Annotated in this window: 26 protein-coding genes; 18 read left to right on the top strand and 8 right to left on the bottom strand. The window is 74.4% G+C overall.

The genetic code is table 11. From position 1 onward, the window contains the following. Positions 1 to 2: 2 nt before the first annotated feature. The 4 genes from FHL79_RS26355 (at position 3) to FHL79_RS13125 (ending at position 2,431) form a co-directional block, all read left to right on the top strand. Entirely contained in the window at positions 3 to 296 is a 294-nt protein-coding gene (locus tag FHL79_RS26355) for an SH3-like domain-containing protein (protein ID WP_138759044.1), read from the top strand. Next, positions 286 to 570, top strand: a complete 285-nt coding sequence (locus FHL79_RS26350) for an SH3-like domain-containing protein (protein ID WP_138759043.1) — start codon at positions 286 to 288, stop codon at positions 568 to 570. Before FHL79_RS26355 ends, FHL79_RS26350 begins: the two co-directional genes overlap by 11 nt. After that, positions 567 to 1,157 (top strand): nitrile hydratase subunit alpha, encoded by a 591-nt coding sequence (locus tag FHL79_RS13130; RefSeq protein WP_138759042.1) that lies wholly within the window; start codon positions 567 to 569, stop codon positions 1,155 to 1,157. Before FHL79_RS26350 ends, FHL79_RS13130 begins: the two co-directional genes overlap by 4 nt. 95 nt (positions 1,158 to 1,252) lie before the next feature. After that, positions 1,253 to 2,431, top strand: a complete 1,179-nt coding sequence (locus FHL79_RS13125; protein ID WP_246080743.1) for an alcohol dehydrogenase catalytic domain-containing protein — start codon at positions 1,253 to 1,255, stop codon at positions 2,429 to 2,431. 25 nt (positions 2,432 to 2,456) lie between these two features. Here FHL79_RS13125 and FHL79_RS13120 read toward each other — a convergent pair whose 3' ends face one another. From FHL79_RS13120 to glgA, 3 genes are all read right to left on the bottom strand, one after another. Beyond that, positions 2,457 to 3,029 (bottom strand): hypothetical protein, encoded by a 573-nt coding sequence (locus FHL79_RS13120; RefSeq protein WP_138759040.1) that lies wholly within the window; start codon positions 3,027 to 3,029, stop codon positions 2,457 to 2,459. 5 nt (positions 3,030 to 3,034) lie between these two features. Continuing rightward, the gene (locus tag FHL79_RS13115; protein WP_138759039.1) at positions 3,035 to 4,624 is read right to left on the bottom strand and encodes a multicopper oxidase family protein; all 1,590 of its coding nucleotides are present in this window, start codon (positions 4,622 to 4,624) and stop codon (positions 3,035 to 3,037) included. A 184-nt stretch (positions 4,625 to 4,808) separates the two neighbouring features. After that, the gene (gene glgA / locus FHL79_RS13110) at positions 4,809 to 5,999 is read right to left on the bottom strand and encodes a glycogen synthase (protein WP_138759038.1); all 1,191 of its coding nucleotides are present in this window, start codon (positions 5,997 to 5,999) and stop codon (positions 4,809 to 4,811) included. Between the two features lie 70 nt (positions 6,000 to 6,069). On the opposite strand from glgA, the gene glgC reads away from it, so the two are divergent. Both glgC and FHL79_RS13100 read left to right on the top strand, forming a co-directional pair. Beyond that, a complete protein-coding gene (glgC, locus tag FHL79_RS13105) occupies positions 6,070 to 7,287 on the top strand; it encodes a glucose-1-phosphate adenylyltransferase (RefSeq protein ID WP_138759037.1) in 1,218 nt (405 codons plus the stop codon). Then, positions 7,284 to 7,796 (top strand): 2'-5' RNA ligase family protein, encoded by a 513-nt coding sequence (locus FHL79_RS13100; RefSeq protein WP_138759036.1) that lies wholly within the window; start codon positions 7,284 to 7,286, stop codon positions 7,794 to 7,796. The genes glgC and FHL79_RS13100 overlap by 4 nt, the downstream gene beginning before the upstream one ends. A 10-nt stretch (positions 7,797 to 7,806) precedes the next feature. Here FHL79_RS13100 and FHL79_RS13095 read toward each other — a convergent pair whose 3' ends face one another. Further along, positions 7,807 to 8,478, bottom strand: coding sequence for an O-methyltransferase (locus FHL79_RS13095; RefSeq protein WP_138759035.1), 672 nt, complete (start codon positions 8,476 to 8,478; stop codon positions 7,807 to 7,809). A gap of 227 nt (positions 8,479 to 8,705) precedes the next feature. Here FHL79_RS13095 and sigE point away from each other — a divergent pair, with 227 nt between their 5' ends. The 6 genes from sigE (at position 8,706) to FHL79_RS13065 (ending at position 13,011) form a co-directional block, all read left to right on the top strand. After that, entirely contained in the window at positions 8,706 to 9,305 is a 600-nt protein-coding gene (sigE, locus tag FHL79_RS13090) for an RNA polymerase sigma factor SigE (RefSeq protein WP_246080733.1), read from the top strand. Continuing rightward, on the top strand, positions 9,302 to 9,898 hold the full coding sequence (locus FHL79_RS13085; RefSeq protein ID WP_138759033.1) for an anti-sigma factor family protein: 597 nt from the start codon (positions 9,302 to 9,304) through the stop codon (positions 9,896 to 9,898). Before sigE ends, FHL79_RS13085 begins: the two co-directional genes overlap by 4 nt. A gap of 248 nt (positions 9,899 to 10,146) precedes the next feature. Then, positions 10,147 to 11,493: a S1C family serine protease gene (locus FHL79_RS13080; protein ID WP_246080731.1), complete on the top strand. Its 1,347-nt coding sequence runs from the start codon at positions 10,147 to 10,149 to the stop codon at positions 11,491 to 11,493. A 92-nt stretch (positions 11,494 to 11,585) separates the two neighbouring features. After that, positions 11,586 to 11,978, top strand: a complete 393-nt coding sequence (locus FHL79_RS13075) for a twin-arginine translocase TatA/TatE family subunit (protein WP_138759032.1) — start codon at positions 11,586 to 11,588, stop codon at positions 11,976 to 11,978. Between the two features lie 149 nt (positions 11,979 to 12,127). Continuing rightward, the gene (locus FHL79_RS13070; protein WP_171058152.1) at positions 12,128 to 12,781 is read left to right on the top strand and encodes a DUF2975 domain-containing protein; all 654 of its coding nucleotides are present in this window, start codon (positions 12,128 to 12,130) and stop codon (positions 12,779 to 12,781) included. Beyond that, entirely contained in the window at positions 12,778 to 13,011 is a 234-nt protein-coding gene (locus FHL79_RS13065; protein WP_138759030.1) for a helix-turn-helix domain-containing protein, read from the top strand. The genes FHL79_RS13070 and FHL79_RS13065 overlap by 4 nt, the downstream gene beginning before the upstream one ends. 50 nt (positions 13,012 to 13,061) lie before the next feature. On the opposite strand, the gene FHL79_RS13060 is transcribed toward FHL79_RS13065, so the two are convergent. Continuing rightward, positions 13,062 to 14,222, bottom strand: coding sequence for an Mrp/NBP35 family ATP-binding protein (locus tag FHL79_RS13060; RefSeq protein WP_138759029.1), 1,161 nt, complete (start codon positions 14,220 to 14,222; stop codon positions 13,062 to 13,064). 203 nt (positions 14,223 to 14,425) lie between these two features. Between FHL79_RS13060 and FHL79_RS13055 the strand changes: the two genes are divergently transcribed. From FHL79_RS13055 to FHL79_RS13045, 3 genes are read left to right on the top strand one after another with little or no spacing between them, the layout of a single operon-like run. Beyond that, the gene (locus FHL79_RS13055; RefSeq protein ID WP_138759028.1) at positions 14,426 to 15,121 is read left to right on the top strand and encodes an AzlC family ABC transporter permease; all 696 of its coding nucleotides are present in this window, start codon (positions 14,426 to 14,428) and stop codon (positions 15,119 to 15,121) included. Then, positions 15,118 to 15,435: an AzlD domain-containing protein gene (locus FHL79_RS13050; RefSeq protein WP_138759027.1), complete on the top strand. Its 318-nt coding sequence runs from the start codon at positions 15,118 to 15,120 to the stop codon at positions 15,433 to 15,435. The genes FHL79_RS13055 and FHL79_RS13050 overlap by 4 nt, the downstream gene beginning before the upstream one ends. A gap of 54 nt (positions 15,436 to 15,489) precedes the next feature. Continuing rightward, complete coding sequence (locus tag FHL79_RS13045; RefSeq protein ID WP_138759026.1) at positions 15,490 to 16,098, top strand: DUF6518 family protein; 609 nt, start codon at positions 15,490 to 15,492, stop codon at positions 16,096 to 16,098. Here the strand turns inward: FHL79_RS13045 and FHL79_RS13040 are convergent. Beyond that, positions 16,091 to 16,627 carry a DUF1003 domain-containing protein gene (locus FHL79_RS13040; protein WP_138759025.1) on the bottom strand — a complete coding sequence of 179 codons (537 nt, stop codon included), beginning with the start codon at positions 16,625 to 16,627 and terminating at the stop codon, positions 16,091 to 16,093. The genes FHL79_RS13045 and FHL79_RS13040 overlap by 8 nt on opposite strands. Further along, positions 16,620 to 17,834 carry a magnesium transporter MgtE N-terminal domain-containing protein gene (locus FHL79_RS13035; protein WP_246080729.1) on the bottom strand — a complete coding sequence of 405 codons (1,215 nt, stop codon included), beginning with the start codon at positions 17,832 to 17,834 and terminating at the stop codon, positions 16,620 to 16,622. Before FHL79_RS13035 ends, FHL79_RS13040 begins: the two co-directional genes overlap by 8 nt. Positions 17,835 to 17,883: 49 nt before the next feature. On the opposite strand from FHL79_RS13035, the gene FHL79_RS13030 reads away from it, so the two are divergent. From FHL79_RS13030 to FHL79_RS13020, 3 genes are all read left to right on the top strand, one after another. Continuing rightward, on the top strand, positions 17,884 to 18,768 hold the full coding sequence (locus tag FHL79_RS13030; protein ID WP_138759023.1) for a PhzF family phenazine biosynthesis protein: 885 nt from the start codon (positions 17,884 to 17,886) through the stop codon (positions 18,766 to 18,768). Further along, positions 18,765 to 19,739 carry a DMT family transporter gene (locus tag FHL79_RS13025; RefSeq protein WP_138759022.1) on the top strand — a complete coding sequence of 325 codons (975 nt, stop codon included), beginning with the start codon at positions 18,765 to 18,767 and terminating at the stop codon, positions 19,737 to 19,739. The genes FHL79_RS13030 and FHL79_RS13025 overlap by 4 nt, the downstream gene beginning before the upstream one ends. Before the next feature lie 61 nt (positions 19,740 to 19,800). Beyond that, positions 19,801 to 20,754, top strand: a complete 954-nt coding sequence (locus tag FHL79_RS13020; RefSeq protein ID WP_138759021.1) for an HpcH/HpaI aldolase/citrate lyase family protein — start codon at positions 19,801 to 19,803, stop codon at positions 20,752 to 20,754. A 4-nt stretch (positions 20,755 to 20,758) separates the two neighbouring features. On the opposite strand, the gene FHL79_RS13015 is transcribed toward FHL79_RS13020, so the two are convergent. Continuing rightward, on the bottom strand, positions 20,759 to 21,028 hold a 270-nt coding region (locus tag FHL79_RS13015; protein WP_138759020.1), incomplete at its 5' end, for a DUF4190 domain-containing protein.

The raw sequence follows: 21,028 nt of genomic DNA, 5'->3' as shown, positions 1-21,028 counted from the left end.
CGATGAGCCGGGTCAACGACGTGGGCGGGATGGCCGGGTTCCCGGCGGTCATCGAGGAGCCGGACGAGCCACCGTTCCACTCCGACTGGGAGGCGCACGTCTTCGCGCTCAACGGCGCGCTGATCAAGCGGGGCGTCTACAACCTCGACGAGTTCCGGGACGCCCAGGAGCGGCTGCCGGTGCAGCAGTACCTGGCGGCCTCCTACTACGAACGCTGGTTCGCCGCGATCACCACGCTGCTCCGGGAGAAGGGCGTGGTCGCCGCGGAGGAGCTCGAGCTCCCCGATGGGCACTGACCCCTTCGCGCCCGGCGTGCGGGTGCGCACCCGGGCCACCGACCCGGCCGGGCACACCCGGCTGCCCCGGTACGCCCGCGGCGCGGTCGGCGTGCTGGTCGAGCAGGCCGGGCGGCACCCGCTGGCCGACGACCGCGCCCGCGGCGTCCCGGCGGACCCGCAGCCGGTCTGGCACGTGCGGTTCGCCGCCGCGGACCTGTTCGGCGTCGGTGACCACACGGTGACCGTCGAGTTGTGGCAGGACTACCTCACCCCGATCGAGGAGGCGCCATGAGCGACGACCACGGCAGTTCGGTGATCTCCGCGCAGGTCCGGCACGTCGAGTCGCTGCTGGAGTCCCGCGGGCTGCTCGACGCCGGGGAGATCGACACCCGCATCGACGAGTTCCTGGCCGGGGGCAGCCCGGCCAACGGTGCGCGGATCGTCGCCCGGGCCTGGGTCGACCCCGGGTTCGCCGAGCGGCTGCTGGCGGATGCGAACAGCGCCATCCGCGAGGTCGGGCTGTCGATGGCCGGCGGGCTGCAGGAGCAGCGGCTCAAGGTCGTCGCCAACACCGCGGACGAGCACAACGTCGTCGTCTGCACGTTGTGCTCGTGCTACCCGATCGCGCTGCTCGGGCCCTCCCCCGGCTGGTACAAGAGCGAGGCCTACCGCTCCCGGGTGGTCCGGGACCCGCGCGGCGTGCTCGCCGAGTTCGGGGTCGAACTGCCCGCCGGGACGTCGGTCGCGGTGTGGGACGCCAGCGCGGAGTCGCGGTACATGGTGCTGCCCCGCCGTCCCGACGGCACCGAGGGGCTGGCCGAGGACGAGCTGGCCGCCCTCGTCACCCGCAAGGGCCTGATCGGCACCGCCGTCGTCTGAGGACGGGCTCCCGGGGTTGCGCTGCTCCAGGGGAGGGCACCCGCTCAGGGACGACGCACCAGCGCGTCCTGATGAGTGGAGCACCCTTGAAGGCAGTGACCTGGCACGGCAAGCAGGACGTCCGCGTCGACACGGTGGACGACCCCTTCGTGCAGCTGCCGACCGACGCCGTCATCCGGGTGACGACGACCAACATCTGTGGCTCGGACCTGCACCTGTACGACCCGCTCGCGCCCTTCATGGGCGTGGGTGACGTGCTCGGCCACGAGGCGATGGGCGAGGTGGTCGAGGTGGGCTCGGCGGTCGGTGACCTGGCGGTCGGCGACCGCATCTCCGTCCCGTTCCAGATCTCCTGCGGGCACTGCTGGATGTGCGACCAGCAGCTGTACACCCAGTGCGAGACGACGCAGGTGCGGGACCAGGGGATGGGCGCGGCCCTGTTCGGCTTCTCCAAGCTCTACGGCGAGGTGCCCGGCGGGCAGGCGGAGTACCTCCGGGTGCCGCAGGCCCAGTTCACCCACATCAAGGTGCCCGAGGGCCCGGCCGACGACCGGTTCGCCTACCTGTCGGACATCCTCCCCACCGCCTGGCAGGGCGTGGAGTACGCCGGCGTGCCCGACGGCGGCACCCTCGTCGTCCTGGGGCTGGGGCCGATCGGCGACTTCGCCTGCCGGATCGGCCAGCACAAGGGCTACCGCGTCATCGGCGTGGACCTGGTGCCCGAGCGGCTGGCCCGGGTCGCCGCGCGGGGCATCGAGGTCGTGGACCTGCGTGAGCACGAGGACGACCTCGGCGACGCCATCCGGGACATGACCGACGGGCGCGGGCCGGACTCGGTGCTCGACGCGGTCGGCATGGAGGCGCACGGCTCGCCGGCCACCGGCCTGGTGCAGAAGGCGGTCGGGTTGCTGCCGCGGGCCGTCGCGGCGCCGGTGATGCAGGAGGCGGGGGTCGACCGGCTGAACGCCCTGCACTCCGCGATCGACATCGTCCGCCGCGGCGGCACCATCTCGGTCTCCGGTGTCTACGGTGGCGCCGCCGACCCGATGCCGATGATCACGCTGTTCGACAAGCAGGTCCAGCTGCGGATGGGCCAGGCGAACATCAAGAAGTGGATCCCGGAGATCATGCCGCTGCTCACCGACGCCGACCCGCTGGGCGTCGACACCTTCGCCACCCACCGGCTGCCGCTGTCCGAGGCGCCGGCCGCGTACAAGGCCTTCCAGGAGAAGACCGACGGCTACGTGAAGGTGCAGCTCAAGCCGGAGCTCTGACCGGGGCGGCGCGTGCCGGTCGGGCTCAGCGCAGTGCGCCGGTCAGCCACCCGAGCCAGACCAGGACGCCGACCGCGAGCAGTGCGTCCAGCGCCCGGCCGCGCCAGGACCGGGGGAGCAACGCGGTCAGCCCGACCACCGACACGAGCTCCGCGGCGACCATCACGGTGCCCAGCAGGTCGGCTGGCGCCGGGCGCGACGGCGCCCGGCCGCCCAGGGCGACCGGGCCCTCGACGTCGATCGGGGCTCCGGGGGAGTGAGGGTGGTCAGCGGCCGTGCCTCCGCCCGCCCCCGGGGCGGTGATCCCGGCCAGCAGGTCGGTCAGGTGCACCACCAGGTACAGGCAGATGAGCAGCACCGTCCCCGCCAGCGCGACCACCAGGGGCGCCGTCCCCGGAGTGCTGCCGAGCCACGGGCCCACCAGCAGCCAGAGCCCGAGACCGAGCTGGGCGTACGCGCTCGACAGGGCGAGACCGACCACGAGGTCGTGGGCCGCGAGGTGCTCGGCGGTCACGGCGACGTGCAGCCCGCCGGCGGCCAGCAGCGCCGTGGCGGCCACCCACCGCCACCGCGCGGCCGTGGGAGCGGGGACGGTCACGGCGTTCACCCCGGCGGGCCGAGCGGCGTCTCCGGTCCGGAGCGGGGCGGGGCGGCGGTGATCGGGTCGCTGGCGGCGTCGTACGGCCCCACCTGGTACTGGATCATCATGTCGTGGTCCTCGTGGGCCACGTTGTGGCAGTGGATCATGTACCGCCCGTGCTCCGGTCCGAACTGGACGAGCAGCCGGACCACCTCGCCCTCGGCGACGTACACGGTGTCCTTGGCGCCGAGCTCCTGCGCCGGTGGCGGCGCGCCGTTGCGGCTGAGCACCTGGAAGTCGACCAGGTGGGTGTGCAGCGGGTGCGACCAGCCCCGGGAGCGGTTCTCCACCTCCCAGATCTCCACGTCACCCACCGCCGGGTCGGCGAAGACCCGGGTGAACCCGCTGGCCACGACGTCGTCCCACGTCTCGCCGTTGATGGTCCAGAGCCCGCGCCTCCGGTCCAACCGCATGGTCCGGGTGACCCGGGCCGAGGCCGGCGACACTGCCATCGCGGCCGGGTTCCCCAGGGCGTCGGGCACCTCGTTGCCCTCGGTGCTCGTCGCGGGCCCGGTCACCTCGAACTGCACCACCTCGCCGGTGCCCGCATCGGCCGGGGCGCCGGGCACCCCGGCGTTGCGCAGCTGGACCGTCGCGCCGACCCCGAGCGAGCTGAAGTCGACGACGACCTCGTACCGCTCCGCCGTGCCGACCCGCAGCCGCTGCACCGACTGCGGCGCGGCCATCAGCCCGCCGTCGGTCGCGATGACCTGCATCGGCTGGCCGGTGCTGAGCTCGAGCGCGTACCCGCGGGACACCGAGGCGTTGAGCACCCGGAACCGGTACCTGCGCTGCTCGACCGGCAGGGTGGGCCATGGGCGGCCGTTGACCAGGACGACGTCGCCGAGGACCCCGGTGTGGCCGTGGTCGTCCCAGAGCAGCGAGCCGTCCTCGGCGAACGACACGTCGCTGAGGATGAGTGGCAGGTCGTAGCGGCCCTTCGGGATCGGCAGCTGCTCCTCCTGCGGGTCGGTCAGGTGGTACTGCGCCGCCAGCCCCATGTACACGTTCTCCGCCGTGTGGTGCACGCCGTGGTCGTGGTACCAGAGCGTCCGGGCGGCGCCGCTGTTCGGGTAGACGTAGTCCTTCCACTCCCCGGGCTGCGAGACGTCGCTCGCGTAGCCGTCGAACTGCGGCTTGGCCGGCATGCCGTGCAGGTGGGTCGACGTCCAGGGCACGTAGCCGAGCGTGGGGTGGGTGGCCGGCAGCTGGTTGACCTGGCGGACCACCGTCTGCCGGCCCTGGCGGGCCTTGATCGTCGGCCCGGGGACCATGCCGTTGTAGCCCCACAGCGGTGTCGCGACGCCGGGCAGGACCTCGCCGACGAAGGGCGTCTGGGTGATCCGGTACCAGTCGGTGGTGGCGTCGCTCGCGATCGGCCGCAGCACCGGTGGGGCGGCGAACGGCACGGTGTAGGGCCGGGGCAGCTTGCTGGCCGCGAGGCGGGAGGTGCCCTGCGGGGAGGGCCCGGGGTGCCAGGGCAGGGCCACCGCGGCGGCGCCGAGCAGCGACACCTTGAGGAGGTCACGCCGGCTGAGTGCGGGGGTGTCCATCGCAGAGCTCCTGGACGGCCGGTCGGGGGCCCTGGCCTCGGGTGCGGACAGTTTCGTCCTCCCGCCCCGGCAACCGGGACGCGTCGCACCCGCACGTGCAGCAGGGCGTTCCTGGCCGACACCGCTCGGAGTGCCGTGACCGACCGTGAGCGGCCCGGTGCGGCCGGCCGACGCGGGGGAGAGGTCAGCCGCGGGCGGCAAGCACCTGCTCGTAGACACCCACGGTGGCCTGGGCGATGGCCGGCCAGCCGAACTCGGCGAGCACGCGCTCCCGCCCGGCCGCGCCCATGGCGGTCGCCCGCGTCGGATCGGCCAGCAGCTCGGCCATCCGCGCGGCCAGGCCGGCGGCGAAGTCGGCCGGACGGTCCGCGTCGTAGTGCACCAGCAGCCCGGTCCGGCCGTCGTCGACGACCTCCGGGATGCCGCCCACGTCGCTGGCCACCACGGCCGTGCCGCACGCCGCCGCCTCCAGGTTCACGATGCCGAGCGGCTCGTAGACCGACGGGACGACGAAGACCGTGGCGCCGGTGATGAGCGGGACCAGCTGCTCCCGGGGCAGCATCTGCTCGATCCAGACCACCCCGGACCGCCGGGTCTGCAGCTCGGCCACCGCGTCGGCGACCTGCGCGCGCTCCGCCGGGGTGTCCGCGGCGCCGGCGCACAGCACCAGGCCGGCCTCGGCGGGCAGCTGCTCGGCCGCGGCCAGCAGGTGCACCAGGCCCTTCTGCCGGGTGATCCGGCCGACGAAGAGCGCGTAGGGACGGTCCGGGTCGACCCCGAGCGACCGGACGACGTCGGGGGCCTCGACCGGGCGGTAGGCCTCGGCGTCCACGCCGTTGCCCACGACCACGACCTTGTCCGGGTCGAGGTCGGGGTACACCTCCAGCACGTCGGCCCGCATGCCGCGGCTGACCGCGATCACCGCATCGGCGTGCAGGTAGGCGGTCCGCTCGATCCACGAGGAGAGCCGGTAGCCACCGCCGAGCTGGTCGGCCTTCCACGGCCGGCGCGGCTCCAGCGAGTGCGCGGTCACCACGTGGGCCGCTCCGTGCACCAGCTTCGCGAGCTGCCCGGCGTGGTTGGCGTACCAGGTGTGCGAGTGCGCCAGGTCGACGCCGCCGAGCGCCGCGGCGATCTCCACGTCGACCCCGACCGCCTGCAGCGCGCCGTTGGCCGCCTCCAGGCCGGCGGGCACGCCGTACCCGGTCGCCGGGTACCCCGCCTGGCCCGGGACCCGCGGGCCGCCGAAGGCGTGGACGTCGATGTCCGGTCCGGCGTCCAGGCCGCGCAGCGCGGCGACGAGGTGCTCGACGTGCACCCCGGCCCCTCCGTAGACGTCCGGCGGCCATTCCCTGGTGATCACTCCGACGCGCACAGGCTCACCCTAGGTGGTGAACGCAGCCGCAGATGGGGCGAACGGGCACCACAGCCGATACGTTGCCCCCATGCGTGGCGGCCCCCGAGTTCTCGGCATCGTGTTGGCAGGCGGAGCGGGCAAGCGGCTCGCCCCGCTCAGCGAGGACCGGGCGAAGCCCGCGGTGCCCTTCGGCGGCAACTACCGGCTCATCGACTTCGTGCTCTCCAACCTGGTGAACGCCGACATCCGCCGGATCGCGGTGCTCACCCAGTACAAGAGCCACTCGCTGGACCGGCACATCACCACGGTGTGGCGGATGTCGACCCTGCTCGGCAGCTACATCACGCCGGTCCCGGCGCAGCAGCGTCTCGGCCCGCGCTGGTACACCGGCAGCGCCGACGCGATCTTCCAGAGCCTGAACCTCATCTACGACGACCGGCCGGAGATCGTCGTCGTCTTCGGTGCCGACCACGTGTACCGGATGGACCCGGCGCAGATGATCGAGCAGCACCTGGCCACCGGCGCCGGCGTCACCGTCGCCGGCCTCCGGGTGCCCCGCAAGGACGCCTCGGAGTTCGGTGTCATCGACTCCGACGTGAACGGCAAGGTCCTCCAGTTCCTGGAGAAGCCGTCCGACCCGCCCGGCCTGCCGGACAACCCCGACGAGACCTTCGCCTCGATGGGCAACTACGTGTTCACCACCGACGCGCTGCTCGAGGCGCTGCGGGTCGACGCCGCCGACGAGTCCTCCGTGCACGACATGGGCGGCTCGATCATGCCGATGATGGCGGGGGCGGGCGACGCCTACGTCTACGACTTCAGCAACAACCAGGTGCCCGGCGAGACCGAACGCGACCACGGCTACTGGCGCGACGTGGGGACCCTGGACGCCTACTACGACGCGCACATGGACCTGGTCTCGGTCAGCCCGATCTTCAACCTCTACAACGACCGCTGGCCCATCTACACCCTGCCGCCCATGCTGCCGCCGGCGAAGTTCGTGCTCGGCGGCCGGGCCGAGGAGTCGATGGTCAGCGCCGGGGTGATCATCGACGGCGGTTCGGTGCACGGCTCGGTGGTCTCGCCGAACGTGCGCCTGGAGCGCGGCTCGCGGGTCGAGGGCAGCGTCCTGATGGACGGCGTCCACATCGGCGAGGGCGCGATCGTGCGCCGGGCGATCCTGGACAAGAACGTCGTCGTCCCGCCGGGTGCGCACATCGGGGTCGACCTCGAGCGGGACCGTGAGCGCTACCAGGTCAGCGCCGGCGGCGTGACGGTCCTGGGCAAGGGCGCCCGCGCGATTTGAGCAACGGCGGCCCCTCGCCCCTGATCGTCACGCTGCTGCTCGACGAGGGCGCGCAGCAGCGGTTCGACCGGTTGCGGGCGGCACACTTCCCGCCATCGCGCAACCACTTGGCCGCGCACGTGACGTTGTTCCACGCGCTGCCCGGCGAGCTGCTGCCCGAGGTCCGGGACGCCCTGCGGACGGCGGCCGACCGGCCGCCGTTCGGTGTGGCCGTCACCGGGGTGCGCTTCCTCGGCCGCGGGGTGGCGCTGGACCTGGACGCCCCGGAGCTCACGGCACTGCGCGCGTCGGTGGCCGCGGTCTTCGCGTCCCGGCTGACCCCGCAGGACCGGCAGTGGTCCAGGCCGCACGTCACCGTGCAGAACAAGGTCGAGCCGGCCGTCGCGCGGGCACTGCACGCGGACCTGTCCGCGGCGTTCGTCGCCGAGACGGTCACCGCCCGCGGTCTGGGCCTCTGGCACTACCGGGGCGGGCCCTGGGACCCCGACTCGGAGTTCCCCTTCTCCTGAGCCTCTCGGCTCAGCGCTTGGTGGCCACCAGCAGGCCGGCGCCGATCGGCAGCACCGCGCAGGTGAGCGTCTCGTCCTCCCGGACGGTGCGGGCGATCTCCCGCCAGGCCACGCTCTGCGGGTCCCGGGCCGACCGGTCGGCGATCCCGCCGTCGGCCAGCAGGCCGTGGCAGACGAGCGAGCCGCCGGGGCGGATCAGGCCGAGCAGCCCGGCCAGGTGGGCCGAGTACTCCAGCGGCGGGCCGTCGCAGAAGACCACGTCGTAGGCGGTGGGGGACAGCCGCGGCAGCACCTCGCCCGGCGTGCCGAAGATCAGCCGGGTGCGACCGGACGCGATGCCGGCCTCGCCGAACGCGCGCCGGGCGGCCCGCAGCTCCGCCGGGTCACCGTCCAGCGCGGTGAGGACGCCGTCGCTGCGCATGCCCTGCAGCAGCCACAGCCCGGCCACGCCGCCACCGCTGCCGATGGAGACCACCGAGCGGGCGCTGCCGCTGGCGGCCAGCACGGCCAGCGTCGCGCCGACCGCCGGCTCCACCGGCCGGGGCGTGCCGAAGGCGGTGGCCGAGGCGAGCGCGCGGTGCCGGGCCCCCAGCTGCTCGGGGGTCTCGGCCGCGAAGCTGTCCGCGTAGTCGGCCGCGCCGGTGGGGGACCCGGCGGGGGGCGGTCCGGCGGCGGTGGTCACCCGGGCGAGGGTAGTGGCGGGAGGGAGGTGGCCGCCCGAGTGGGTGGCCGGTCGGGACCACCGCCTGGGAACTCCCTGTGGGTCCGCCGCCGACGGGAACACCGCCCCCGTCCCCACCCGTTGGACGAGACGTGCGTCTGTCGCGTACCACCAGTCAGCGTCCTGCCCTGCGGACCACCCCCGATGGGGCGGTGTCGCCGCCGGCGGCCGTCTGCGATCCTGAGGTGGTGACCGGACCCGCTGCGACCGCACCCGCCGGTCCCGAGCCGGTCGCCGCGGTCGAGGGCTGGGTGGCGCCGTCCTGGGAGCAGGTCGTGCGGGACCACTCGGCGCGGGTGTACCGGCTGGCCTACCGGCTCTCGGGCAACCAGCAGGACGCCGAGGACCTGACCCAGGAGACCTTCGTGCGGGTGTTCCGGTCGTTGGCGGACTTCTCCCCGGGCACCTTCGAGGGCTGGTTGCACCGGATCACCACGAACCTGTTCCTGGACATGGTGCGGCGCCGGGCGCGGATCCGGTTCGACGCGCTGCCCGAGGACACCGAGCGGTTGCCGGGGTCGGCGCCGAGTCCGGAGCAGGTGTACGCCGACACGCACCTGGACCCGCAGGTGCAGGCGGCGCTGGATGCGTTGTCCCCGGAGTTCCGGGTGGCGGTGGTGCTGTGTGACATCGAGGGTCTGACCTATGAGGAGATCTCGGCGACGTTGGGGATCAAGCTGGGCACGGTGCGCAGCCGGATCCACCGCGGGCGGGTGCAGCTGCGCGAGGCGCTGGCCCACCTCGCCCCCGGCCGCACGCCGTTGACCGAGGCGGGCGCGACCTCATGAGCATCCCGGAGAGCCACCTCGCCCAGGAGGCGATCGCCGCGCTCGTCGACGGCGAGCTCTCCGGCGGCGCCGCGGGCCGGGCCGCCCGGCACCTCGGCGGCTGCGCGCAGTGCCGGATGGCGGTCGCCGCGCAGCGCGAGGCCAAGGCCGCGCTGCAGCGCGATGACGACGTCGCCGTCCCCGGTGACCTGCTGTCCCGGCTGAAGGCCATCCCGTTCACCGCTGACGTCCCCGGCGGCGGGGGGCTGAGCGGGCTCAGCGCCGACGCCGACGGCCTGACCCTGAGCGGCTCGGGCGGGTCCTGGGCGATCCCGCTGACGCCGCCCGAGCCGGAGCGCCCCGCCGACACCGGCGGCCGTTGGCTGCGCCGGGGGATGACCGGTGCGCTGGCCGGGATCGGTCTGGGCGTCGCCGTCCTGGCCGTGACGCTGCCCGGTGCCGACGTCCCGAGCGACGACGGCCCGACCGGTGGAGCGGTGGCCGGCGCGGTCCGCAGCACCGACTCCGCCGAGCGCACCGACATCGTGCCGCCCGTGGCGCGCACCCTCACCGTGGGTGCGACCACCCCGCTGCCCAACGGCGGGACGCCCTGAGCGAGACCCCCGGCACCGAGCCGTCCTCGACCGGTCCGCCGGCCGAGCCGGCCGACGGCCGCCCTGCCGCGGCTACCTTCGCCCGTCCCGCCGGTACGACCGGGGCGTTCGCGCCGACCGGCGAGCGGCTGCAGCCCAGCACGCCGGCACCGCCGCCGACGCCCCCCGCGCAGCAGGCGGCCTTCGGTCGGCCCCGTGACGTCGCCGGTTCCTTCGGCGCCGACCGGCCCAGCGCCCCGCCCCGTCCGGTGCCCCCGCCACCGCCGGAGGCCCTGCTGCGTGCCTTCGCCCCGCGCGACGGCGCCCGCGGGCTCGGTGAGCCGCCCGGCGGCCGGCGGACCGCCCGCCGCACCGCGACCGCACCGTTCTGGAAGCCCGACGCGGCCGCCGACCCGTGGCGTGACCCGTACGCGCCTGCTGGTCTCGGTGCCCCCGCCCAGTACCCGGCCGAGGAGGAGACCGACGACGGCCCGGTCGTCGTCGACGCGCAGGGCCGCAGGAAGCTCCGGCTGCGCGACGTCTCCGTCCGGCTCGCGGTCCTGGCGCTGCTGAGCCTGCTGCTGGTGGGCGTCGTCGGTGGCACCACCGCCTGGTGGCTGGGGCGGACCGCCGACGAGGAGCCGTTGCTCGCCCCGGGCACCCAGCTGTCCTCGGTGTCGCCGGGGGTGAGCCGCGAGCCCGGGTCGGTCGCCGACATCGCCGGCCGGGTCAACCCGACGGTCGTCTCCATCGAGGTCACGCTGACCAACGCAGGCGCCACCGGCTCCGGGGTCGTGATCGACGCCGACGGCGGCTACATCGTCACCAACAACCACGTCGTCTCCGGGGCAGCCGACGCCGAGGACGCCTCGATCCGCGCGGTGTTCAGCGACGGCAGCGGCTCCGCGGCCAAGATCGTCGGCCGCGACCCGGCCAGCGACATCGCCGTGCTCAAGGTCGACAAGCCCGGGCTCGCCGAGGCGGCGCTGGGGGAGTCCGACGACCTGGTGGTCGGCGACCCGGTCGTGGCCATCGGCTCGCCGCTCGGGCTGGCCGGCACGGTCACCAGCGGCATCGTCAGCGCACTGGACCGGCCGGTGCGGCTCTCCGGTGAGGGCAGCGACACGAACGCGGTGATCAGCGCCGTGCAGACCGACGCCCCGATCAACCCGGGCAACTCCGGTGGCGCGCTGGTCGACGGCACCGGTGCGGTGATCGGCATCAACACCGCCATCGCCTCCGTCGGCGGCAGCAGCACGACCGGCGGCTCGATCGGCCTCGGCTTCGCCATCCCGATCGACACGGTGCGCGACATCGCCGAGCAGCTCATCTCCACCGGCACCGCGGTGCACGCCTCGCTGGGCGTCAACGCCCGCACCGTCACCGACGGCACCCGGGACGGCGCGCTGGTGCTCAACGTCGAGCCCGACAGCCCGGCCGCCGACGCCGGGGTGCAGGAGCAGGACGTGGTCATCGCCGTCGACGGTGCACCGGTGGCGAGCTCCGAGGAGCTCGTCGTCGCGGTCGACGCCCACGAACCGGGCGACACGATCACCCTCGAGCTCGTCCGCAACGGCGGCTCACGCGAGGTCACGGCCACCCTCGCCACCGCCTGACGAAGGACCCCCTGCCCCCCCACCACTCGCACGCTCGCGGCGGGCCCCTGCAGGGGGCCGAACTACGCTGGGCACGACTCAGGGGAGGAACGGTGTTCGACTCGATCGGCTGGGGCGAGATCGTCGTCCTCGCGCTGGCCGCGCTGTTCATCTTCGGTCCCGAGCGGCTGCCCACCCTGGCCAAGGACGCGGCCGCCGGGCTGAAGAAGGCCCGCGAGGCGATCACCGGCGTGCGCGGGCAGCTGCACGAGTCCCTCGGTGACGACTTCGACCACCTGCGGGACGTCGACCTGCGGCAGTACCACCCCAAGACGTTCATCCGGCAGCAGCTGCTCGCCGACGACGACACCCCGGTGCGGCGCGGGAGTGCCTCCGGGACGACCGGCGCGACGGCGGCCACCGCCGCGGGCCGGGTCCGGCCCTCGCAGCGCACCCGGGCACGGGACTCCGCGACACCCCCGCCGTTCGACCCCGACGCGACCTGACGGGGCCCGGTCCTCCCACCCCGGGCTGACGCGGCGACGGCCCGTGCACCGGGGCTGGGTGAGTCGCTGCCCGGGGATGCTGGACACATCGACTGTCGATGGGCACACTCAACGTCCGACCCATCGACGTTCGATACACCGGAGGCGGCATGTCGCGTCGCGAGGCGTATGTGAGACCGGCGACCATCCGGTCCCTGAGCTGGTTCGTCGGGCTGGTCGGCGTGGTGGCCGCCGTCGCCGGGCCGGTCTACGCCGTCAACGGGGCGACCCAGGCGGGCGCCGCGGTCGAGGTGCCGGTCGAGCTCGCCGGTGTCGGCGACTCCGGCGCGCTCGACCGCGTCCCGCTGGCGGTGCCGGATCTGCCGCAGGGGGCCGCGGTCGCCGCGCAGAACCAGGGCGACGGGCTCGCGCTCTCCGCCTGGGACTCCACGATCGCCGAGCAGCTGCTCGCCCGCGGGGACGCCGTCGTGCTCGGCCTCGCGGTCGGCGTGGGTGCCTGGCTGCTGCGCTCGGTGCTGACCTCGGTCGCGGCCGGCCGCGCCTTCGGCACCGACAACGCCCGGCGGCTCAACGGGCTGGCGGTGGTGGTGGTCGTCGCCGGCGGCATCGGGCCGCTGCTGCCGCAGATCGGCTCGCTCGTCGTCCTCGACCGGCTGGACCTCGTCGGCGCCGGGAGCCCGTTCGTCATGGGCCTGACCTTCGGCTTTCCCCCGGTGCTGCTCACCGGACTGCTGCTCGTGGTCCTGGCCGAGGCGTTCCGGCAGGGGGAGCGGCTCAGTCAGGACGTCGAGGGCCTGGTGTGAGCCCCGCGGACCTGGAGACGCACCGGGTCACCTGCCACCTCGACCGGCTGCTCAGCGACCGCGGGCTGACCCTCACCGAGCTGGCCGAGCGGGTCGGCGTGACCGTCGTGAACCTGTCGGTGCTGAAGAACGACCGCGCCCGCGCCGTCCGCTTCTCCACCCTGACGGCGATCTGCGACGCCCTCGGGTGCCAGCCCGGGGACCTGTTCTCCGTCACACCGGGCCCGTGAACGGCGACGGCCGGCCTCCCGCGGGAGACCGGCCGTCGTACGTGCTCAGCTCAGCGGCGGACCGGCGTCAGCCCCAGGGACATGCCGGACAGCCCGCGCTGGCGGACGGCGAGGGAGTCCGCGATCGCGGCCAGCGCCTGGGCGGCCGGCGCCTCGGGCTCGGCCAGCACGATCGGCGCACCCGCGTCACCGGCCTCGCGCAGCCGGGTGTCCAGCGGGATCTGGCCGAGCAGCGGCACCCGGGCGCCGAGGGTCTTGGTCAGCGCGTCGGACACCGCCTGGCCACCACCGGAGCCGAAGACCTCCATGCGCTGGCCGTCGGGCAGCTCCAGCCAGGACATGTTCTCCACGACCCCGACCACCTGCTGGTGCGTCTGGGTGGCAATCGCGCCCGCCCGCTCCGCCACCTCGGCGGCGGCGAGCTGCGGCGTGGTCACCACCAGGATCTCGGCGTTCGGCACCAGCTGAGCCACCGAGATCGCGACGTCACCGGTGCCCGGCGGGAGGTCCAGCAGCAGGACGTCGAGGTCGCCCCACCACACGTCGGCGAGGAACTGCTGCAGCGCGCGGTGCAGCATCGGCCCGCGCCAGACGACCGGGGTGTTGCCGGGGGTGAACATGCCGATCGAGATGACCTTCACGCCGTAGGACTGCGGCGGCATGATCATGCTCTCGACCTGGGTCGGCTTCTCGTCGACGCCCAGCATGCGCGGCACCGAGTGGCCGTAGATGTCGGCGTCCACGACGCCGACCGACAGGCCCTTCCTGGCCAGCGCGGCGGCCAGGTTCACCGTCACGCTGGACTTGCCCACGCCGCCCTTGCCCGAGGCGACCGCGTAGACGCGGGTCAGCGAGCCGGGCTGCGCGAACGGGATGACCGGCTCGGCGGCGTCCGTGCCGCGGACGGTCTTGCGCAGCTCGGTGCGCTGCTCGTCGCTCATCACGTCCAGGCCGACCTGGACGGCGGTCACGCCGGGGACGGCACCCACGGCCTGGGTGACCCGGTTGGTGATCGTCTCGCGCATGGGGCAGCCGGCGACGGTCAGGTAGACCTCGATGCGCACCGCGCCCGGGTCGCCCCCGACGCCGATCTGCACGTCCTTGACCATGCCCAGCTCGGGCAGCGGGCGGTTGATCTCCGGGTCCTGGACGGTCGCCAGCGCCGCGTTCACGGCGTCGAGCGCCGGCGAACCGGTCAACGTGTCGGTCATGGGCGGATGTCTCCTTCGACGGGGAGCCTGCGCGCACCTGCTCGTGACCAGCGCGCGGGCGTCCTGCCACTGTACGGCGGCGAGGAGGGGTGCCTGCCCGGCCCGGGGTGTGACGCCCGGAACTCCGCGCGGTCCGGTCACCGGGGTCCCGGTCACCACGGTCGGGTGATCACCAGGGCCGGCGGATCACTAGGGTCCTCGGGGTGCCCCGGTCCGCCCGCTCCGCCACGCTCCGGGACGCCATCGGCCTCGGCGTGGCCGTCGGCCTGTACGGGGTCGCCTTCGGTGCGGCCGCGGTGGGCGCCGGGCTGGACCCGTGGCAGGCGCTGACCATGTCGCTGCTGATGTTCACCGGTGCGTCGCAGTTCGCGCTGGTCGGCGTGCTCGGCGCCGGCGGGGGAGCGCTCGCCGCGATCGGCAGCGCGCTGCTGCTGGGCACCCGGAACACCGTCTACGGCGTCCGGCTCGCCCCGATGCTGGCTCCGCGCGGCCGGCTCCGCCGGGCCGCTGCGGCGCACTGGGTGATCGACGAGACGACGGCGATGGCGGTCGCCGCCCCCGACCGCGAGCTCGGCCGGCTCGCCTTCTGGGTCACCGGCGCCACCATCTACCTGGGCTGGAACGTGACGACGCTGGTCGGCGCGCTGGGCGCGGGCGCTCTGGGGGAGACGGCGCAGGCCGCGCTGGACTCCGTCGTCCCGGCGGCGTTCCTGGCGCTGCTGTGGCCGCGGCTGCGGCGGGGTGCTCCCGAGGCGGGGGTCCAGCGCCGGGTCGCGCTGGGTGGCGCGGTCGTCGCGCTCGCGCTGACGCCGTTCGTCCCGGCCGGGGTGCAGGTCGTGCTCGCCGTCGTGGCGGTCGCGCTCGCCGGCCGGCCACGGACGCGGGAGGTGACCGGGTGAGCGCCGGGACCCTGTGGACGGTCGTGCTGGTCGGGGCGGCCGGGTGCTACCTGCTCAAGTACGCCGGGCTGGCGGTGCCGGCGGCCTGGGTGCAGCACCCCGCGGTGGTCCGGGTGGTCGACTTCGTGCCCGCGGCGCTGCTCGCCGCGCTGGTCGCGGTGCAGGCGGCGACCTCGGACGGCGCGCTGGTGGCCGACGGCCGGCTGGTCGGGCTGGCGGTCGCGGCGCTGGCCCTGGCGCTGCGGGCGCCGTTCATCGTGGTGCTGCTGCTGGCCGGTGGTGCCGGGGCGCTGGTGCACGTCCTCGCCGGCTGAGCCCACCCGGCGCGGCGCACGACCCCGGACGGACGGCGACGGCACGATCGGGCCGTGACGGCGACCACCCAGGCACCCGTCCGACGCACCAGCTCGCTCGCACTCGTCGCCGTCGCCGGGGTGCTCGCCGGGATCGTGGCCAAGGCGGCGGACGAGTCCGGCTGGCGGTGGGCGGCGGACCTGGGCAGCTACCCCGCGGCCTGGGTGCTGGCGGTCGCGCTGCTGGGGCGGGCGGCGCCGTCGGTGCAGGCAGCCGTGACCCGGTCCGCTGTCTTCTTCGCGGCGATGACGCCGGCCTACTACACGTGGGCGGCGCTGGTGCTCGGCTTCGGCTGGGACGTCCGGCTGCTGGTCGCCTGGCTCGTGCTGTCGGCGACGGCCGTGCCGGTCACCGCAGCAGCGGTGCAGTGGGCCGGCCGGCGCTCGGGCTGGCCGGCAGCGGCGCTGCTGGCCACGGCCGCCGGCATCACCCTGGGCGGCGGTGCGCTCGCGGACGCGGCCGACCACCCGGTGCAGGCGATCGCGGACGTCGTCGTCGCGGTGGTCCTGGTCGCCGTCCTGCCCCGCGACGGCCGCACCCGGGTGGCGGCCGTGGCGCTGACCGTGCCGCTGACCTGGCTCGCCGACCGGCTGCTCGACGTCCTGCGCGCCCTGCTCAGCTGACCGGGTCGGCCTGCTCGCGGCGCTTCTTCTTCTTCTTGCGCTCCCCGCCGTCGTCCGCGGCGTCGTCGGGCAGCAGCCGGTTCAGCTCGCCGCGGATGAAGTCGCGGGTCGCCAGCTCGCCGACCGCCACCCGCAGCGACGCGAGCTCGCGGGCCAGGTACTCGGTGTCCGCCCGGGTCGCCGCGGCCCGGCTGCGGTCCTCCTCGGCCTGCACCCGGTCCCGGTCGGCCTGCCGGTTCTGGGCCAGCAGGATCAGCGGCGCGGCGTACGCGGCCTGGGTGGAGAAGGCCAGGTTGAGCAGGATGAAGGGGTACGGGTCCCACCGCAGGTTGACCGCGGCGACGTTGAGCACGATCCAGACGATCACGATGATCGTCTGGACGGCGAGGAACCGGCCAGTGCCCAGGAACCGGGCGATCCCCTCGGCGAACTTGCCGACCGCGTCGGGGTCCAGCCGCAGGAACTGCCCCAGGTTCCGGGTGCCGCGCGGCTGGTCCAGCCGCTGCTCGGGACGGCGCTCGTCAGCCACGCCGGGCCCGCTCGCGCCAGTCCTCGGGCAGCAGGTGGTCCAGGACGTCGTCGACGCTCACCGCACCCACCAGGCGGCCCTGCGCGTCGACGACCGGGGCGGCCACCAGGTTGTAGGTGGCGAAGTAGCGGGTGACCTCGGCGAGCGGGGCCTCCGGGTGCAGCGGCTCCAGGTCGTCGAGCACACCGCTGACCAGGGTCGACGGCGGTTCCCGGAGCAGGTGCTGGATGTGCGCCAGCCCCAGGTAGCGGCCGGTCGGCGTCGCCGAGGGCGGCCGGCAGACGTACACCTGGCTGGCCAGCGCGGGCGTGATCTCCGGGGCGCGGACCCGGGCCAGCGCCTCGGCGATCGTCGCGTCGTGGCTCAGGATCACCGGCTCGCTGGTCATGATCCCGCCGGCGGTGTCCTCGGAGTACTTCAGCAGCTGACGGACCGGCTCGGCCTCGTCGGGCTCCATCAGCTCCAGCAGCCGGTCGCGGTCGACGTTGGACAGCTCCGACAGCAGGTCGGCGGCGTCGTCGGGGTCCATCTCCTCGAGGACGTCGGCGGCCCGCCCCTCCTCCAGGGTGCCCAGGATGACGATCTGCTCCGCCTCGGGCAGCTCCCCGAGCACGTCGGCCAGCCGCTCGTCGTCCATCGCCTCGGCGACCTCGTGCCGTCGCTTGATCGGCAGCTCCTGCAGCGCGTGGGCCACGTCGGCGGCGTTCAGCTCGCGGTAGGTGGCGATCAGCGTCTCGGCGCTCTGCCCGGTCTGCGGCAGCGACAGCCCGCTGACCTCGTCCCAGGCCAGCTGGCGCAGCTGGCCGCGGCGGCCGAGCCGGCCGGGCTCGGAGACGGCGAGGCGGGAGAGCACCCAGTCACCGGTCCGGGTCTGCTCGATCGCGGCGTCGACGACCGCGGCCGAACGCCCGGACTCGTTGATCCTGACCGACCGGTCCAGCAGCTCGCCCAGCACCAGGGTCTCGCCGGCCCGCTGCTCGAAGCGCTTGACGTTCAGCGTGCCCGAGGAGAGCATCACCGAGCTCGCGTCCACGCCGGTCACCCGGCCCATCGGCACGAAGATCCGGCGGCGGGCGACGACCTCGACGATCAGGCCGAGCGCGCGGGGCGCGGACGTGTCGACCCGCAGCGCGACGAGCACGTCGCGCACCTTGCCGACCCGGTCCCCGTTGGGGTCGAAGACGGTCAGGCCGGCCACCCGACTCACGTACGCCCTCGTCACCGTCGCCACGGGTGCTGAGGCTACCGTCGCCCTCGTGGTGGCCCTGGGAACCGACCAGCTCAGCTACGAGATCGTGGACGTCTTCGCGCCCCGGCCGTTCAGCGGCAACCAGCTCGCGGTGGTGCTGGACGCCGGTGACCTGACCACCGCGCAGTGCCAGGCGCTGGCCGCCGAGTTCGGCTACTCGGAGTCCACCTTCGTCAGCGCGCCCACCACCGAGGACGCCGACTACCGGGTCCGGATCTTCACCCCGCGCACCGAGCTGCCCTTCGCCGGGCACCCCAGCGTCGGCACCGCGCACACCCTGGTCCGGCTCGGCCGGCTGCCCGCCGGCGTGCTCCGTCAGGAGTGCGGCGCCGGGGTGGTCGCGGTCGAGGTGGGCAGCGACGGCGCCCGGCTCACCGGCGGGACCGTGTCGCTGCGGCCCGGCCCGGACGCCGGCGCGCTGGCCGGCGCCCTGGGCCTCGAGCCCGCCGACCTGACCGGCCGGCCCGCGCACCTGGTCGGCTGCGGCATCGACTTCGCCCAGCTCGAGGTGCGTCCCGGGGCGGCCGAGCGGGCCGTGCCCGACCCGGCGGCGCTGACCGCCCTGCTGCCCGGCGTGCAGGGCGGTGTCTCGGTGCTCGAGTGGGACGCGGCCACCAGCACCGGCACCGTCCGGGTGTTCGCCGACGGGCTGGACTTCCAAGAGGACCCGGCCACCGGCTCCGCGGCGCTGGGCACCGGCATCTGGCTGGCCGCCGAGGGACTGGCCGCCGACGGCATCACCGACTACCGGCTCGCGCAGGGCGCGGCGGTCGGCCGGCCCTCCGAGCTCTCCGGCCGGGTCACCGTCGCGGACGGCGCGGTGGTCGAGGTCAGCGTGGCCGGGGCGGTGCGCCCGATCGCCACGGGCACCGTCCGCCTGCCCGCACGGTGACGGACCCCGCTTCCCCCCGCCCTGCGCAGGCTCGCGGCGGGACCCTGCAGCAGGGCCGGTCCGCGGCGCCGGCCTGGGCCCTGCACCGGCCAGGCGGCCGGGACGTCGCGCTGATGGCCGTCGCGGTGCTCGGTGTCTCCTTCTCCGGTCCGTTGACGACGCTGGTGGCCGCCTCGTTCCTGGCCATCGCGTTCTGGCGCAACGCGGCGGGTGCGGCCGTGCTGCTGCCGGTGCTGCTCGTCCGCGAGCGGTCGACCGTGCTGGCCCTGCGTCCCCGGCAGCTCGGCAGCTCGGTCGTCGCCGGGATCTTCCTCGCCGCGCACTTCGCCACCTGGCTGCCGAGCCTGTCGATGACGACGGTCGCCGCCTCCACCGCCCTGGTGACGACGACGCCGATCTGGACGTCGCTGGCCGCCCGCGCCGCCGGGGTGCGGCTGCCCGCGCGGGTGTGGTGGGGGCTGGTGCTCGCGGTGTTCGGCGCCGCGCTGATCGCCGGGGTCGACGTCACCGTCTCCTGGGAGGCGCTCGCCGGTGACGGGCTCGCGCTGCTCGGCGCGATCTCCGCCGGTGGCTACATGCTGGCCGGTGCGCGGGCCCGGGAGAGGCTGAGCACGTCGGTCTACGCGGTGGTCTGCTACTCCACCTGCGCCGTCGCGCTGGCCGTCGCGGCGCTGGTCGCCGACGTGCCGCTGACCGGGTTCAGCGCCCGCGACTGGTGGCTGATCGCGGCCATCACCTTCTGCGCGCAGCTGCTCGGGCACACGCTGCTCAACCTGGTGCTCTCCTCGGTCGGCCCGACGGTCGTGGGGCTCGCCGTCCTGCTGGAGGTGCCCGGGGCGCTGGTCGTCGCCCTGGTGCTGCTGCAGCAGGCACCGCCCCTGCTGGCGGTGCCCGGCATGGTCGCCGTCGTGATCGGGGTGGCCCTCGTCGTCCGGGCCGGCCGCCCCGCCCCGGAGGCCGAGCCGCTGTAGCGCGAACGGTGTCGGCGCATGGCTACCCTCCGGGAACCCGCCGTCGATGAGGAGAGGCACCGTGGCCGAGCTCCGATCCCGCCGTTCCAACCTCGCCGTCCCGGGCAGCAACCCCCGGTTCCTGGAGAAGGCGAAGGGGTTGCCCGCCGACCAGGTGTTCCTGGACCTGGAGGACGCCTGCGCGCCGCTGGCCAAGCCCGGTGCCCGGAAGAACATCGTGGCTGCGTTGAACGAGGGCGGCTGGGGATCGAAGGTCCGCACCGTGCGGGTCAACGACTGGACGACGCAGTGGACCTACACCGACGTGATCGAGGTGGTCGGCGGGGCGGGCGCGGAGCTGGACTGCATCATGCTGCCGAAGGTCGCCGACGCCGTCCAGGTGAAGGCGCTGGACCTGCTGCTCACCCAGATCGAGAAGAGCAACGGGCTCGAGGTCGGCCGGATCGGCATCGAGGTGCAGATCGAGACCGCGCAGGGCCTGGTCAACGTCAACGACATCGCCTCCGCCAGCGAGCGGATCGAGACGATGATCTTCGGCCCGGCCGACCTCATGGCCAGCATCAACATGAAGTCGCTGGTGGTGGGGGCGCTGCACCCGGACTACCCGGGCGACCCGTTCCACCACGTCCTGATGCAGATCCTGCTGGCCGCCCGGGCCTACGGGTTGCAGGCGATCGACGGCCCGTTCCTGCAGGTGCGCGACGTGCCCGCGTTCACCGAGGCCGCCAGGCGCTCGGCGGTGCTCGGCTTCGACGGCAAGTGGGTGCTGCACCCGGGCCAGATCGACGCCGCCAACGAGATCTACGCGCCGTCGCAGGAGGACTACGACCACGCCGAGCTGATCCTCGACGCCTACGAGTGGGCGACGTCGGAGGCCGGTGGCACGAAGGGCTCGGCGATGCTGGGCGACGAGATGATCGACGAGGCCAGCCGCAAGATGGCGCTGGTCATCGCCGGCAAGGGCCGGGGCGCCGGGCTGTCCCGCACCTCGGCCTACACCCCACCCGAGGCCTGAGGGGCTACGGGGCGAAGGAGCCGTTGGCGATCGAGGCGAGCACGGAGATCCACAGCAGCAGCCCGACGGCGATCAGCGTCGTCGAGATGCCGCCGATGATGATCGCGGCGAGGGTCAGCCCGTCCCCGCCCTCCCCGGTCCGGCGCAGCTGCCGGCGGGCCACGATGCCGCAGACCAGTCCGGCCGGTGGGAAGACGAAGGTGAGCACCAGCGCGATGACCGCCAGCTGGTTGGTCGGCGGCCGCCAGCCGTAGCCGGGGGGCGGGCCGTACCT

The organism is Modestobacter altitudinis (assembly GCF_005930475.1).
In the GTDB taxonomy this organism is placed as follows: Bacteria; Actinomycetota; Actinomycetes; order Mycobacteriales; family Geodermatophilaceae; genus Modestobacter; species Modestobacter altitudinis.
Note: the sequence above shows the minus strand (reverse complement) of the source record. Positions and strands in the feature narration are given on the sequence as shown.